Below are 15,068 nucleotides of genomic sequence, written 5' to 3'. Positions count from 1 at the left end.
AGGCGATGAAGGGCGTGCTAATCTGCGATAAGCGTCGGTAAGGTGATATGAACCATTATAACCGGCGATACCCGAATGGGGAAACCCAGTGCAATCCGTTGCACTATCATAACATGAATACATAGTGTTATGAGGCGAACCGGGGGAACTGAAACATCTAAGTACCCCGAGGAAAAGAAATCAACCGAGATTCCCCTAGTAGCGGCGAGCGAACGGGGAGGAGCCCAGAACCTGAATCAGTTTGTGTGTTAGTGGAAGCGTCTGGAAAGTCGCACGGAACAGGGTGATAGTCCCGTACACCAAAATGCACAAGTTGTGAGTTCGATGAGTAAGGCGGGACACGTGACATCCTGTCTGAATATGGGGGGACCATCCTCCAAGGCTAAATACTCCTGACTGACCGATAGTGAACCAGTACCGTGAGGGAAAGGCGAAAAGAACCCCGGCGAGGGGAGTGAAATAGAACCTGAAACCGTGTACGTACAAGCAGTGGGAGCCTACTTTGTTGGGTGACTGCGTACCTTTTGTATAATGGGTCAGCGACTTATATTTTGTAGCAAGGTTAACCGAATAGGGGAGCCGTAGGGAAACCGAGTCTTAACTGGGCGTCAAGTTGCAAGGTATAGACCCGAAACCCGGTGATCTAGCCATGGGCAGGTTGAAGGTTGGGTAACACTAACTGGAGGACCGAACCGACTAATGTTGAAAAATTAGCGGATGACTTGTGGCTGGGGGTGAAAGGCCAATCAAACCGGGAGATAGCTGGTTCTCCCCGAAAGCTATTTAGGTAGCGCCTCGTGAACTCATCTTCGGGGGTAGAGCACTGTTTCGACTAGGGGTCCATCCCGGATTACCAACTCGATGCAAACTCCGAATACCGAAGAATGTTATCACGGGAGACACACGGCGGGTGCTAACGTCCGTCGTGAAGAGGGAAACAACCCAGACCGCCAGCTAAGGTCCCAAAGTCATGGTTAAGTGGGAAACGATGTGGGAAGGCATAGACAGCCAGGATGTTGGCTTAGAAGCAGCCATCATTTAAAGAAAGCGTAATAGCTCACTGGTCGAGTCGGCCTGCGCGGAAGATGTAACGGGGCTAAACCATGCACCGAAGCTGCGGCAGCGATACGAAAGTATTGTTGGGTAGGGGAGCGTTCTGTAAGCCTGTGAAGCTGGACTGTGAGGTCTGGTGGAGGTATCAGAAGTGCGAATGCTGACATAAGTAACGATAAAGCGGGTGAAAAGCCCGCTCGCCGGAAGACCAAGGGTTCCTGTCCAACGTTAATCGGGGCAGGGTGAGTCGACCCCTAAGGCGAGGCCGAAAGGCGTAGTCGATGGGAAACAGGTTAATATTCCTGTACTTGGTGTTACTGCGAAGGGGGGACGAAGAAGGCTAGGCTATCCGGGCGACGGTTGTCCCGGTTTAAGCGTGTAGGTGGGTCGATTAGGTAAATCCGGTTGACTATTAACACTGAGGCGTGATGACGAGCCACTACGGTGGTGAAGTAGTTGATGCCCTGCTTCCAGGAAAAGCCTCTAAGCTCCAGGTAACATTAAATCGTACCCCAAACCGACACAGGTGGTCAGGTAGAGAATACTCAGGCGCTTGAGAGAACTCGGGTGAAGGAACTAGGCAAAATGGTGCCGTAACTTCGGGAGAAGGCACGCTGACGTTAGGTGAAGAGACTTGCTCTCGGAGCTGAAGTCAGTCGAAGATACCAGCTGGCTGCAACTGTTTATTAAAAACACAGCACTGTGCAAACACGAAAGTGGACGTATACGGTGTGACGCCTGCCCGGTGCTGGAAGGTTAATTGATGGGGTTAGCGTAAGCGAAGCTCTTGATCGAAGCCCCAGTAAACGGCGGCCGTAACTATAACGGTCCTAAGGTAGCGAAATTCCTTGTCGGGTAAGTTCCGACCTGCACGAATGGCGTAATGATGGCCAGGCTGTCTCCACCCGAGACTCAGTGAAATTGAACTCGCAGTGAAGATGCTGTGTACCCGCGGCAAGACGGAAAGACCCCGTGAACCTTTACTATAGCTTGACACTGAACATTGAGCCTTGATGTGTAGGATAGGTGGGAGGCTTAGAAGCGTGGACGCCAGTCTGCGTGGAGCCAACCTTGAAATACCACCCTTTAATGTTTGATGTTCTAACTTTGACCCGTTATCCGGGTTGAGGACAGTGTCTGGTGGGTAGTTTGACTGGGGCGGTCTCCTCCCAAAGAGTAACGGAGGAGCACGAAGGTTAGCTAATCACGGTCGGACATCGTGAGGTTAGTGCAATGGCATAAGCTAGCTTGACTGCGAGAGTGACGGCTCGAGCAGGTACGAAAGTAGGTCATAGTGATCCGGTGGTTCTGAATGGAAGGGCCATCGCTCAACGGATAAAAGGTACTCCGGGGATAACAGGCTGATACCGCCCAAGAGTTCATATCGACGGCGGTGTTTGGCACCTCGATGTCGGCTCATCACATCCTGGGGCTGAAGTAGGTCCCAAGGGTACGGCTGTTCGCCGTTTAAAGTGGTACGCGAGCTGGGTTTAGAACGTCGTGAGACAGTTCGGTCCCTATCTGCCGTGGGCGTTGGAAGATTGAGAGGGGTTGCTCCTAGTACGAGAGGACCGGAGTGAACGCACCACTGGTGTTCGGGTTGTCATGCCAATGGCATTGCCCGGTAGCTACGTGCGGAAAAGATAACCGCTGAAAGCATCTAAGCGGGAAACTTGCCTCGAGATGAGTCTTCCCTTGGACCTTGAGTCCACTGAAGGAACGTTAAAGACTATGACGTTGATAGGTCGGGTGTGTAAGCGTAGCGATACGTTGAGCTAACCGATACTAATGAACCGTGAGACTTAACCTTACAACACCGAAGGTGTTTTGATGAGAGAGACGAATTTAAATTTCAGCGAATGTTCAGGATTGGAATGGATGGTTGTGCGGGATAGCGATATCGGAGTACAACGGTTCATGAAACGGAATATGCCTGGCGGCGATAGCGCGGTGGTCCCACCTGACCCCATGCCGAACTCAGAAGTGAAACGCCGTAGCGCCGATGGTAGTGTGGGGCTTCCCCATGCGAGAGTAGGGAACTGCCAGGCTTTAAATTAGAGAAACCCTCAGCGAAAGCTGGGGGTTTTTTGCTTTGGTGCAGATACCGTTCGTTACTCGAGAGCGTAGGACAAACTGGCGAAACAGGTTTGAGCAACGCAAAGCGTTGGCCCGAAGGGCGAATGACGGCGTCGTTCATAAACTACCAAGCTTTATTAAGAAGAACCTCAGCCGACAAGCTGAGGTTTTTTGCTTTGTGCAGATTGTGAAATATTAAGCCAATCGCTTAAACATCGACCTTCCCGGCCGGGCACTTGAGTGATATGAGCATATTTTGTTATGGTCAGTATATCCGCTAAAGCCAATTTGTCTGGTTTGTCAGCAGTCGGCAGGTTGAAACCATGAGTTCAGATTACTGTTTACATCATGTGAATAGACTGATACCAAAGAGAGAGTATTTCTGCCAGTAGGCAAAAATAAATATCGAAGATGTCAAAAAATTAATAATTCCGTATTATTATTTAGTATTAATAATGAGTAAAAATTATTTCTTTTTTCTTAATCAAGCTGATGAAACGCTTTAGTAATAATATTTCAACGCTTTATATAGATTAATTTTCCCTGATGTAATTAACGCTATTGTTAATTAGCAAGAATGCTTTTTATCATTTAACCAGCACTGAATAAAATCAGCTAATTGCTGGGGATTGTTTATATCCAGTAGCGGAATATTAACGGATATATCCTCATCCGTGGCTAATGCAATAACATGGTTATCAATTAATCCCTCCAGCGGTTTACCCACCGAGGTGCGAAATAAAGCTATTTTATTAATAGGCTCATGCTTAAAGCCTTCAACCAATACTAAATCGATCTGATTAGCATCAAACTTATCTGCCAGTTCTGCCAGACTTATCGATCTATCGGGTGTTTCTGTCATTAAAGCCCAGCGTTGATCGCAGGCCACAATAGTTTGTGATGCACCGGCTTTTCGTAATTCGTAGCTATCTTTTCCCGGTATATCGATATCCATATTGTGATGAGAATGTTTGATAAGCGCACAGTTAATTCCCATGTTAGATAAGATGGGAATTAACTGTTTGAGCAACGTCGTTTTCCCTGTGCCGCTGTATGCGGTTATGCCTAATAGAGGAATGCGTTGTTTAGCGGTTATTGTCATATTTTATTTATTCCAGTTATGGCATTCATCCAGCGTATTGATATTTTTAAAAGCCAAGGGTATATCACTAAAATCAACAGCAGTAGCCTGTTGTTGGGATAGGAAGATCATAAGCTTACGATCTCCTCCCTGAAGATAATTACGCAGCGGTGTAATCAGGCAAGTATTCATCAGTGATAGAGTAGGATGTGCTCGCTCTCCATCATCGGCATAAGCTATGGGCTGATTATTTCGGTTATTCCACAATCTTTCAGCCAGATTATTAGGAATTAGTGGTGTATCGCAGGGTGAAAACAGAACCCATTCTGTCGGGCTATTTTCCAGTATGGTTAATATGCCTGCTAAAGGGCCTTTGAAGCCATCAATTGAGTCCTGGAATACCGGATAGCCGCTTTTTTTATACTCTTCTGTATTGCGGTTAGCGCTGATAATAATGTTCTCAACTTGAGGTTTCAGACGAGCGAGAACGTGCAGGTATAGTGGCGTACCATCAACGGCGACCAGACCTTTATCTGTACCACCCATTCTGGTTGCTTGTCCACCGGCCAGAATAGCGCCGGTAATTGAAGGTATCGACATTGCACTTTCCCTTTAACCAACTCATAAGGGGATCTATTTTAACGCGTTCATCGTTAAATAGTCCTGTTTATTCTCTTTGTTGATAATAGTTTTCATTCAAGTATTAAATTGAATTTCGTTATTTACATTATTCTTTTATATTCATTTTAAAATAAATACTAACTCGTATTGGGTATGTCTATTCGATATCATAGCGAGTTTATACCTATAAATAGGTAATTATTCATATAACCATTTATGAGTACATTGAATTCGTTACTAAAAATAATATTTGAACCTTATCAAGAAAATGATTTTTGCTTGCATTATTCATTGATCTAAAACAACCAATATTCAGACAAATATTTATTCATATTCTAAATCGTTATATTTAGGGGGATCATAAAATACTACCTGAGTAGTAATTTGAGTGCACAGGAACACGCACATAAAAGATATTAATATCTTGGTAATCGGCTCAACGAACGCCGAACTTATAATAAATGGGAGTACTACCGTGGGCAAGATTAAGGCAAAGTTATCAGCTGGCTTACTGATATTGTTTGCATCATTTCTGATGGGCAATACAGCATTAGCTAACAAACCGAACGTAGAGGCCCGCAATGAGGTCTTTGCAAAAGACCATGCGGATCAATACGATTCATGGCGTGCAACCAGCGAGTTAAACAAATTAGGCGGTGGTCTGGACGAATATCCTGATATGGTTATTCTTTGGGCCGGTTATCCATTCGCGAAAGATTATAAAAAAGCACGTGGTCATTTCTATGCCATTACTGATGTGCGCGAATCTCTACGTACAGCGGCGCCCATGAAAGATACCGATGGTCCGCTACCGATGGCGTGTTGGAGCTGTAAAAGCCCGGATGTGGCGCGTCTAATTGATGAAGGTGGTGAAGACAAATACTTTGAGGGTATGTGGTCAAGAGGCGGTGCACAGATTGTTAACCCAATCGGCTGTGCAGACTGTCATGACACGGCATCTAAAGATTTTGCTGAGGGTAAGCCAGCGCTTTATATGTCTCGCCCTTATACTGCTCGTGCGCTGGAAGCTATTGGCAAACCGTTTGATAAAGCTAGCCATTTGGACCAGCAGGCAATGGTTTGTAGTAACTGTCACGTTGAATATCACTTTGATGGTAAAAACAAAGCGGTTAAATTCCCTTGGGATAAAGGAATAACCGTAGAGAAAATGGAAGAGTACTACGACAACATTGCTTTCTCTGACTGGACTCATCTGTTATCTAAAACACCAATGCTGAAGGCGCAACATCCAGAGTATGAAACCTGGAGCCAAGGTATCCACGGTAAAAACAATGTGACCTGTATTGACTGTCATATGCCGAAGGTACAAAACGCAGAGGGTAAACTGTATACCGATCATAAAATTGGTAATCCTTTTGATCGATTCAATGAAACCTGTGCCAGCTGCCACACCCAAACTAAAGAGCAATTACAGGATATCGTAGCGTCTAGAAAAGAAGCGGTTAGAGAGCTGAAGAAGAAAACGGAAGCTCAGTTAGTACATGCTCACTTCGAAGCTAAAGCGGCATGGGATGCCGGTGCAACAGAAGAAGAAATGAAACCAATTCTGATGGATATCCGCCATGCGCAATGGCGTTGGGACTATGCGATTGCCTCGCATGGTATCCATATGCACGCTCCTGAAGTTGGTCTGAAAATTCTGGGTACTGCGTTAGATAAAGCGGCTGATGCCCGTACCAAACTGGCTCGGTTATTAGCAACTAAAGGTATTACTCACGAAATCGCATTACCCGATCTTTCCACTAAAGCGAATGCTCAAAAAGCATTAGGCATGGATATGCAAAAACTTGAGAGCGACAAGCAAGAGTTCCTGAAAACCCGCGTAGCGGAATGGGACGCAAACGCCAAGAAAGAAGAGCGCTTGTTAAGCAAATAAAGTTATCGGCCCCGGTATACTGGGGCCTAAATAAGGTGGAATTATCATGGGCAGTTTACGTTCATTATTTAAGGGCGGACTGTTAATGCTGGTATCAATGTTTGCGCTGACGGCCATGTCGTCATCCGCAGAACCGGTACCGGAGCAGAAAACAGAAGTGTCGTCCGAATATAAAGTAGAGTTACAGCGCAATCCTGACTATGCCTGTACCCAGTGTCACAAAGACGCTAAAGATGGCATGCACGGCGCGCACTCAAAAGCGATTAACCCGAATAACCAACTGCCAGTGACGTGTACTAACTGTCACGGCAAAATCACGCCAGAACACCGTAATGGCGTTGCGGATGCGATGCGTTTTAACGAAGATATGTTCCCGGTTGATAAGCAGAATCAGGTTTGTATGACTTGTCACCAACCGGAGAAATTACGCACCGCGTTATGGGCGCATGATGTCCATATCCTGAAGACCTCGTGTGCCAGCTGTCACCAGTTGCATCCGACTAAAGATCCGGTACAAGGATTGGATCAAAAAGGTCAGATCAAGCTATGTGTTGATTGCCACAGTAAACAACAGCAGCAATACCATAAAGAGAAGGAAACACCATGAGTTGCTCACGCCGTCATTTTATTGCCGGTATGGGAGCAGTAATCTTTATGACCGGCCCGGTCAACCGTACGCTGGCGCAGACTATGTCGATTAACGGTATTCGTTACGGCATGGTGTATGACGAAACTCGTTGTATTGGCTGCACCGCGTGTATGGATGCTTGCCGGGAGGTGAATAAAGTTCCTGAAGGGGTATCGCGGCTAAATATTATCCGTTCTGGCCCGACAGGAGAGTTTCCTGAGGCAAAATATCAGTTTTATCGTCACTCGTGTCAGCATTGTGATAACCCGCCTTGTGTCGATGTTTGTCCGACAGGGGCTTCTTATAAAGATGCTGCCACGGGTATTGTTGATGTGAATCCGGACCGCTGTGTTGGTTGTCAGTATTGTATTGCTGCCTGTCCGTACCGTGTGCGTTTTATTCATCCGGTAAGAAAAACCGCAGACAAATGTAACTTCTGTCGCGACACCAATTTAGCTCAGGGCAAATTACCTGCCTGTGTGGAATCTTGTCCTACTAAGGCATTAACCTTTGGTAATTTAGACGATCCAAATAGCGAAATTGTGAAACTGATTGAGAATAGAACCACTTACCGTGCGAAGGTACATTTGGGCACAGAGCCAAAAATGTATCGTATTCCAAGCAAACATGGGGAGATTAAAGGATGAGCAGTGCTTTCCATTTTGAATCCCTAGTTTGGGACTGGCCAATCGCCATTTATCTGTTTCTAATCGGCGTTTCTGCCGGTATGACTACCATTGCCGTGTTTCTTAAACGTCGAGTGTTAGTTGATGGCGCAAGCCGTGATGGCATCATTAAAGCGACAGCAATTATTGCTCCACTGGCGGTGATTGTTGGTCTAGTGATTCTGATTTTCCACCTGACGCGTCCGTGGACTTTCTGGCACCTGATGATTTTCTATAGCCCAACATCGGTTATGTCGATGGGCGTTATGCTGTTTCAGGTGTATATGCTAGTCCTGCTCGCTTGGTTGGCGGTGCTGTTTCGTCAGGAGATTGCTAGCTTTCTGGAACAACGTTTTAAAGCGTTTCGCTGGATTAATGGCATTATTTCGGTGCTTGCCCGCTTTGAACGGGTGCTTGAGCCGTTAATGATTTTCCTAGCGGTAGCGTTGGGCGCTTATACCGGCTTCCTACTGTCGGCACTGAAAACCTATCCAATGCTGAACAACCCGGTACTTCCTGTGCTGTTCCTGTTCTCCGGTATTTCGTCCGGGGCGGCGGCGGCTGTGCTGTTTGGTATTACTTGGTTTAAGCAACCGATAGATAGCCCGTCAGTTCATTTTGTTCATCAAATTGAAAAACCAGTTGTGCTGTTTGAGCTATTCCTGCTTCTGGCACTGTTTGTTGGCCTGTTCTTTGGCGGTGGTCAGAGAGAAGCCGCAGCAATTGCGGCGATAGGCGGTGGCTTCTGGTCGAACGTTTTCTGGTTTGGTGTGATCGGCTTGGGAATATTATTGCCGCTGATCATGAGTATGGTATGTAGCAAGCGCGTTCAGCACAGTAAAAGTTATATGATAGCGGTCGCATGTATGGGACTCTCCGGCATACTGCTACTACGTTTCTTTATCCTGTATGCCGGTCAAATGACGGTCGCCTGAATGTTTGATAAAAAGGATATAGCATGATCCCTGATTTGGGGCTGCTATCCCTGTCAGGTGCTTTAGCACTTGCGATATTACTGGGTATTGTTCCGCTGGCAGGTATTTATTGTCGGCGGACATTACTCATTCGTTACGCAGCTCCCCTGAGTTACGGTGTCTGCCTGCTGATTACCCTGTCTATTTCGTTACTCGGTTACAGCTTTGCAACCGATGACTTTTCCGTCATGTATGTCGCCCAGCATTCTAACTCCCAGCTACCGCTGTTTTTTAAAGTGGCAGCCGTGTGGGGTGGACATGAAGGTTCCATGCTGTTCTGGCTGTTTTCTCTTTCTATATGGAGCGCGCTGGTTGCTGCATTGCGCCACCGAATGGATATACAGATCAATAGCACCGTACTGGCAATTCTTGGCCTGATTATGGTGGGTTTTTGTTTGTTTATCCTGCTGTATTCTAATCCTTTTGAGAGAGTATTCCCTGCGCCAATGGAAGGGCGGGATCTCAATCCAATGCTGCAGGATGTCGGCCTGATTTTTCATCCTCCGTTGCTGTATCTCGGTTACGTGGGGTTTGCGGTTAATTTCGCTTTTGCCATTGCGGCGCTGTTAAGCGGACGCATGGATGCTGCGGTTGCTTACTGGAGTCGCCCGTGGGCATTAGCCGCATGGATTTGTTTAACTGCCGGTATTATTTTAGGTTCATGGTGGGCCTATTATGAACTGGGTTGGGGGGATGGTGGTTCTGGGATCCGGTTGAAAATGCCTCTTTAATGCCCTGGTTGTTAGGAACGGCGCTACTGCATGCGCTGATGGTGACGGAACAACGCGGCACCTTCAGTTATTGGAGTTTGCTGCTGTCGATTTTTACCTTCGCCCTGAGCCTGTTAGGTACTTTTATTGTTCGTTCCGGCGTATTAACTTCAGTTCATGCTTTTGCTGTTGATTCCGATCGCGGCATTATGTTGTTGCTACTGTTAGGTGTGGCGATTGTTGGCGCATTAACGCTGTTTGCCCTCAGAGCTAATACCCAGCCTTCCGTTGCCCGTTTTAGTCTGTTTTCTCGCGAAGCGCTGTTGCTGATGGCGAATGTACTGCTGAGCATTGCGACCTTGATTGTATTGATTGGCACTTTCTACCCTATGTTGTTTACCGCGTTGGGATTAGGTTCTATCTCGGTGGGCGCGCCTTACTTTAACAGCACCGTTGTACCACCCGTGTTGCTTATTCTGATGGTGATGGGACTCTCTCCTCTGAGTCGTTGGAAAAGTATGGCATCAGGCCAGATCAAATGGCTTGCCGCTTTAGCGCTATTGGCGCTGATTGCTGGCGGTGCGGCTGCCCTGATGTTCGATCGTTTCTATCCGATGGTGGCTGCTGCTCTGGTGCTGTCGCTATGGGTCATTGCCAGTCATCTTGCTTTTGTCAGGCAGTTGTCGTTACGGCGTTTGGGCGTGTTGTTAGCTCACTGTGGCGTGGCGGTTACCACGATAGGAATTACGTTATCCAGCTACTATTCAACAGAAATCGGCGTAAAAATGGGGCCGGGAAGTCAACGTGCGTTGAGTGGCTATCAGTTTCATTATGATGAAACCAACCTGTTGGTTGGCCCTAATTATACGGCGGAGCAGGCGGTAATTCGCGTTACTCGTGAAGGTAACGAGGTCGCACGATTAATGCCGGAACGCCGTCACTATACGGTTCGAACCATGTTGATGAGCGAACCGGGGATATCTTGGAACCTGCTCGCTGATTGGTACGTGGTAATGGGGGAGAAAGTTGATAAACAGAGCTACGCTCTGCGTTTTCACCATAAGCCGTTTATTCGCTGGGTATGGGGCGGCGGGTTATTAATGGTACTGGGCAGCGGATTTAGCCTGTGGAGCAAACGCAACAGGAAAGGTAAATCTTTTAACTGTCATCAGGATGAAGTGGCAATATGAACCGGCTGAAGCTGTTTTTACCTCTGTTTTTGGTGCTTTTGATGGGCATCGCCCTCTACTTTGGCTTAAAGCAAGATCCCCATCAGTTGGGATTAACTCAGCAGGACAAGCCGATGCCTGAATTTGTGGCTGAAGATTTGCTGCTGCGTAATAAAACCTTTAGCCAGCAAGATTTTATTGGGCATATCACGGTATTAAACGTTTGGGCCAGTTGGTGTCCTTCCTGCAAATCGGAGTTTCCATTTTTACAAATTCTGCGTGAGCGCCCCGAGTTTAAGCTCTATGGTTTGAATTATCGAGATAACCGCCCGGCAGCGCTGGAAGTCCTTAATAAGTTGGGCAATCCGTATCTTCGTTCAGTTTATGATCCAAACGGCAAACTGGCGCTGGAGTTGGGCGTGTATGGTACGCCGGAAACCTATTTGATCGACAGTCAGGGCATCATTCGTTACCGCCACTCTGGTGAGTTGAATCAGGAAATCTGGCAAAAAGAGTTTCAGCCCAAAATTGAAATATTGCAAAGCATGGCATCGGGAGGCACTTCATAATGCATCTGTTTTGTCGTCTGATCTTACTGATGTTCATGACATTGCCACTGCGGGCCGAAATGGTCGATACTTGGCAGTTCAAAACGCCAGAGGATCAACAACGGGCGATTACGCTGGCGAAGCAGTTACGTTGCCCACAGTGTCAGAACCAGAATCTGGTTGAATCCACGTCTCCTATTGCTCACGACTTACGTCTGGAAGTTTACCGTATGGTGGACCAAGGTAAATCTGATGAGCAAATTGTCAGCTTTATGACCCAGCGTTTTGGCGATTTCGTGTTATATAAACCTCGCTTTAATAGCCAGACTGCGCTGCTGTGGTGCAGCCCACTGGTGCTGTTGTTATTTGGGTTACTGGTTATCTGGCACTACGTGAAGAAACGCCGCCAGTCACCACCTCCAGCGTTAACCGAAGAGCAAAAGCGCCAGTTAGATAAATGGCTGGAGAATAAATCATGATGATTTTCTGGTGTGGGGCCGGGCTGATGGTCTGTCTGATTCTAGTGATTGTCTGGCTACCGGCGATTCGTTCGAATACCACAACTGCCAGCGATCGAGATTTACGTAATGATACCAACATCGCCCTTTATCAACAGCAGTTGGCGTTAGCCGGAAAGCTGTTTTCCGAACAGGAAAAAGCGAATGGTCTGTCAAACGAATTTCAGCAGGAACTCTCTCTGAGCCTATTGCAGAATATGGCGACGATGGAAAAAACGGCACCGGCTCTATCCAACCAGATATCGAAAATCACTCCCGTCGTGATGACGGTAGTCGTGGTACTGATTACCGCAGTGGGATATGGATACGTTGGTCAGTATCAACAATCCGTACAATACAGCCGTGAAGACCATACCGATCCTTTCTCTGGCATGGATATCAGCCAAATTCAGGATAAGGTAGCGGCGGAGCTTCAACAACGTATCCGCCAATCTCCAAGCGATACAGAAGCTTGGTTCTTGCTTGGGCAACGCTATCTCAACAGCAATGAGTTCGAAAATGCCTTGATTGCCTTTGACCGAGTAATACAGCTGCGCGGTAGCGATGCGGAAGTACTCACCGCGAAAGCTACCACGTTCTATTATCAGGCCGGTCAGCGCATGACGCCTCAGGCACAGGCCTTAATCAATCAGGCACTGGCTCAAGAGCCTAATCAAGTAACGGCCTTGATGCTTTTGGCATCGGATCGCTTCTTAAATGCACAATATCAGCAGGCGATTGATATCTGGCAGCAACTGCTGGACAGCAACAATCCGCAAATTAATCGGGCTAAGTTAATCGAAGCGATTAATATGGCTCGCATGATGAAATAACAAGCTGTTAAAATTCGATTAACCCTGATACCGTGTGACTCTTTTGAATAAAAGGGAGAGGCGTTATGAAATGCCATCGCGTCAATGAACTGATAGAACTTATCCATCCTGCTTGGCAGAAAGACCCGGACCTGAATCTGGTTCAGTTTCTACAAAAATTAGCTACAGAAGCAGGCTTTACCGGTCCGCTGAGTGAATTAACTGACGATGTGCTGATTTACCATCTTAAGATGCGTAATAGCGATCGTACTGAAGTGATTCCCGGTTTAAAGAAAGATTATGAAGAAGACTTTAAAACCGCCTTATTACGTGCACGTGGTATTTTAAAAGATTAAACCCTGTGTATGATAACCCGTTGGTGGCTCGAATAACCCTGTGGTGATATGAATTTCTTATGAACTCAGCAGCATTTGCTTTCCATACCTTAATGCCCGATATGATACTGGATGCACTGGAAAGTGTAGGGCTGCGTGTGGATTCGGGACTCACCGCGCTGAACAGTTATGAGAATCGCGTATATCAGTTTATGGATGAAGACCGTAAACGTTACGTGGCAAAATTTTACCGTCCAGAGCGTTGGTTACCGGAGCAGATACAAGAAGAGCATGATTTCTCTTTGACGTTGTCTGAAGCAGAGATCCCGGTTGTTGCCCCGCTGGTAATAAATAAGCAGACGTTACATCACCATCAGGGATATATGTTTGCGGTGTTTCCCAGTATGGGTGGGCGGCAGTATGAAGTGGATAATCTTGATCATTTAGAATGGGTTGCTCGCTTTTTGGGGCGAATTCATCAGATTAGCAGACAACAGCCGTTTGTTGTCCGATCAACTATGGGGCTGGATGAGTATCTTTATCAACCTCGTCGGGTACTGGAAGAGAGTTCTTTGGTACCTGCCAGCATCAAACCGTTATTATTACCGGTATTGGATGAGTTAATCCAAGCCGTGGAACAACACTGGCATACGGATTGGGCGTTATCCCGTCTGCACGGTGACTGTCATCCGGGGAATATTCTGTGGCGCGATGGTCCAATGTTTGTTGATTTGGACGATGCCCGTAATGGGCCGGTGGTGCAGGACATTTGGATGCTATTGCAGGGCGAGCGTTCAGAACAGCTGATGCAGCTGGATTTGTTTGTGGAGTCCTACAGTGAGTTTGCTGATTTCGATCAGAGGGAACTGGCACTGATTGAGCCATTACGCTGTATGCGGATGGTTTATTACCTTGCATGGGTGGTTCGCCGTTGGGAGGATCCCGCATTTCCAAAAAGCTTTCCTTGGATTGCAGATAATGATTTTTGGCAGGCGCAGCCATCACTGTTTACTGAACAGGCTAAGTTGTTACAGGTTCCACCGCTGCAACTGATGCCAATGTACTGATTATTGTTTTACGGAGTATTGTTATGAAAAAGATGTGGTTGGTGCTGGTGTGTGCGGTTGTTGCTGTCGGTGCTTTTTTTATTTGGTCAAATTCTTCTACCCCGGTAAATGCGGATTCTAAGCCTACCGCTGTTAGCAGCTCAGCTGTGGTGGCATCCAGTTTCCAAAACGGTAAGCAGTTTGAGGCATTAGATAGAAGCGCAACAGAAGAGCCGCAGGTGCTAGAGTTTTTCTCATTTTTCTGCCCGCATTGCTATGATTTCGAAAACGTCTACCACATGAGTGACGAATTTAAGAAGCAGCTACCAGAAGGCGGAAAACTGGTTAAATACCACGTTGATTTTTTGGGTGGCGAATTAGGTTCTCAATTGACCCAAGCATGGGCCGTGGCGATGACTTTAGGCGTGCAGGATAAAGTTGCTCCACTGATCTTTAACGGCATCCAAAAAACGCAGACTATCCGCAATCTGGATGGTATTCGTCAGGCATTTATTGAAGCTGGCGTAAGCGGTGAAGAGTTTGACAGTGCTTGGAACAGTTTCATTGTTAAATCGCTGACTGCTCAACAGCGTAAGCTGGCAGAGGACGTTAACTTAAGAAGTGTACCTTCTGTTATTGTTAATGGAAAATATATGGTTAAGAATGATGGTTTGGACGCTAAAAGTGTCGAAGGCTTCATTCAAGAATACAGTCAGGTTGTTAAGTACCTGCTGGGTCAGAAGTAATTCACCTGCGAGTTTAGTGATAAAAAGCCTCATCAAAAAGTTTGGTGAGGCTTTTTTTATACCCAATAAAACGTTCATTTATTCATTATATCGAGCTCTACGATCAGCAATATTCCGACAAGTTATATTCTTAAATACACTTTAAGTAGAAAACGAATAAACCGCCCCCCCGCTTTGGGTTTAACTATTGCTCCATGTTCTAAACTAGGC

Annotated in this window: 12 protein-coding genes, 2 rRNA genes and 2 pseudogenes (1 of these 16 running past the window's edge); 14 read left to right on the top strand and 2 right to left on the bottom strand. The window is 46.6% G+C overall.

Features of this window, described 5'->3' with window-relative positions; genetic code table 11:
* Both HYN51_RS15405 and rrf read left to right on the top strand, forming a co-directional pair.
* Window positions 1-2,863: ribosomal RNA gene (locus tag HYN51_RS15405) — 23S ribosomal RNA — on the top strand; it begins 43 nt to the left of the window's first position.
* Window positions 2,864-2,985: 122 nt separating this feature from the next.
* A 5S ribosomal RNA gene (rrf, locus tag HYN51_RS15400) occupies window positions 2,986-3,101 on the top strand.
* Window positions 3,102-3,697: 596 nt separating this feature from the next.
* Here the strand turns inward: rrf and mobB are convergent.
* A complete protein-coding gene (gene mobB / locus HYN51_RS15395; RefSeq protein WP_108900828.1) occupies window positions 3,698-4,231 on the bottom strand; it encodes a molybdopterin-guanine dinucleotide biosynthesis protein MobB in 534 nt (177 codons plus the stop codon).
* Window positions 4,232-4,234: 3 nt separating this feature from the next.
* A complete protein-coding gene (mobA, locus tag HYN51_RS15390; RefSeq protein ID WP_108900827.1) occupies window positions 4,235-4,810 on the bottom strand; it encodes a molybdenum cofactor guanylyltransferase MobA in 576 nt (191 codons plus the stop codon).
* A 556-nt stretch (window positions 4,811-5,366) separates the two neighbouring features.
* Between mobA and nrfA the strand changes: the two genes are divergently transcribed.
* From nrfA to dsbA, 12 genes and pseudogenes are all read left to right on the top strand, one after another.
* Window positions 5,367-6,728, top strand: a complete 1,362-nt coding sequence (gene nrfA, locus HYN51_RS15385; RefSeq protein ID WP_108902092.1) for an ammonia-forming nitrite reductase cytochrome c552 subunit — start codon at window positions 5,367-5,369, stop codon at window positions 6,726-6,728.
* Window positions 6,729-6,774: 46 nt separating this feature from the next.
* Window positions 6,775-7,335 (top strand): cytochrome c nitrite reductase pentaheme subunit, encoded by a 561-nt coding sequence (gene nrfB / locus HYN51_RS15380; protein WP_108900826.1) that lies wholly within the window; start codon window positions 6,775-6,777, stop codon window positions 7,333-7,335.
* Window positions 7,332-8,003 carry a cytochrome c nitrite reductase Fe-S protein gene (gene nrfC / locus HYN51_RS15375; RefSeq protein ID WP_108900825.1) on the top strand — a complete coding sequence of 224 codons (672 nt, stop codon included), beginning with the start codon at window positions 7,332-7,334 and terminating at the stop codon, window positions 8,001-8,003. Before nrfB ends, nrfC begins: the two co-directional genes overlap by 4 nt.
* Window positions 8,000-8,956, top strand: coding sequence for a cytochrome c nitrite reductase subunit NrfD (gene nrfD, locus HYN51_RS15370; protein ID WP_108900824.1), 957 nt, complete (start codon window positions 8,000-8,002; stop codon window positions 8,954-8,956). The genes nrfC and nrfD overlap by 4 nt, the downstream gene beginning before the upstream one ends.
* Window positions 8,957-8,979: 23 nt before the next feature.
* Window positions 8,980-9,803, top strand: a pseudogene (locus HYN51_RS16675) (heme lyase CcmF/NrfE family subunit); the annotation flags it as partial.
* Window positions 9,804-9,914: 111 nt separating this feature from the next.
* A complete protein-coding gene (locus HYN51_RS16670) occupies window positions 9,915-10,895 on the top strand; it encodes a cytochrome c-type biogenesis CcmF C-terminal domain-containing protein (protein ID WP_407936356.1) in 981 nt (326 codons plus the stop codon).
* Window positions 10,892-11,443, top strand: coding sequence for a DsbE family thiol:disulfide interchange protein (locus HYN51_RS15360; RefSeq protein WP_108900823.1), 552 nt, complete (start codon window positions 10,892-10,894; stop codon window positions 11,441-11,443). Before HYN51_RS16670 ends, HYN51_RS15360 begins: the two co-directional genes overlap by 4 nt.
* Window positions 11,443-11,826, top strand: a pseudogene (nrfF, locus tag HYN51_RS15355) (heme lyase NrfEFG subunit NrfF); the annotation flags it as partial. The gene HYN51_RS15360 and the pseudogene nrfF, both read left to right, overlap by 1 nt.
* 71 nt (window positions 11,827-11,897) lie before the next feature.
* Window positions 11,898-12,752 carry a c-type cytochrome biogenesis protein CcmI gene (ccmI, locus tag HYN51_RS15350; protein ID WP_108900821.1) on the top strand — a complete coding sequence of 285 codons (855 nt, stop codon included), beginning with the start codon at window positions 11,898-11,900 and terminating at the stop codon, window positions 12,750-12,752.
* Between the two features lie 65 nt (window positions 12,753-12,817).
* Window positions 12,818-13,087, top strand: a complete 270-nt coding sequence (locus HYN51_RS15345) for a YihD family protein (RefSeq protein ID WP_108900820.1) — start codon at window positions 12,818-12,820, stop codon at window positions 13,085-13,087.
* Window positions 13,088-13,146: 59 nt separating this feature from the next.
* Window positions 13,147-14,133: a serine/threonine protein kinase gene (locus HYN51_RS15340; protein ID WP_108900819.1), complete on the top strand. Its 987-nt coding sequence runs from the start codon at window positions 13,147-13,149 to the stop codon at window positions 14,131-14,133.
* A gap of 23 nt (window positions 14,134-14,156) precedes the next feature.
* Window positions 14,157-14,858 (top strand): thiol:disulfide interchange protein DsbA, encoded by a 702-nt coding sequence (gene dsbA, locus HYN51_RS15335; RefSeq protein ID WP_230513989.1) that lies wholly within the window; start codon window positions 14,157-14,159, stop codon window positions 14,856-14,858.
* Window positions 14,859-15,068: the final 210 nt, after the last annotated feature.

The organism is Limnobaculum parvum (assembly GCF_003096015.2).
GTDB classification, from domain to species: Bacteria; Pseudomonadota; Gammaproteobacteria; order Enterobacterales; family Enterobacteriaceae; genus Limnobaculum; species Limnobaculum parvum.
The sequence above is the reverse complement of the archived record's forward strand: the minus strand, read 5'-3'. Positions and strand labels throughout refer to the sequence as shown.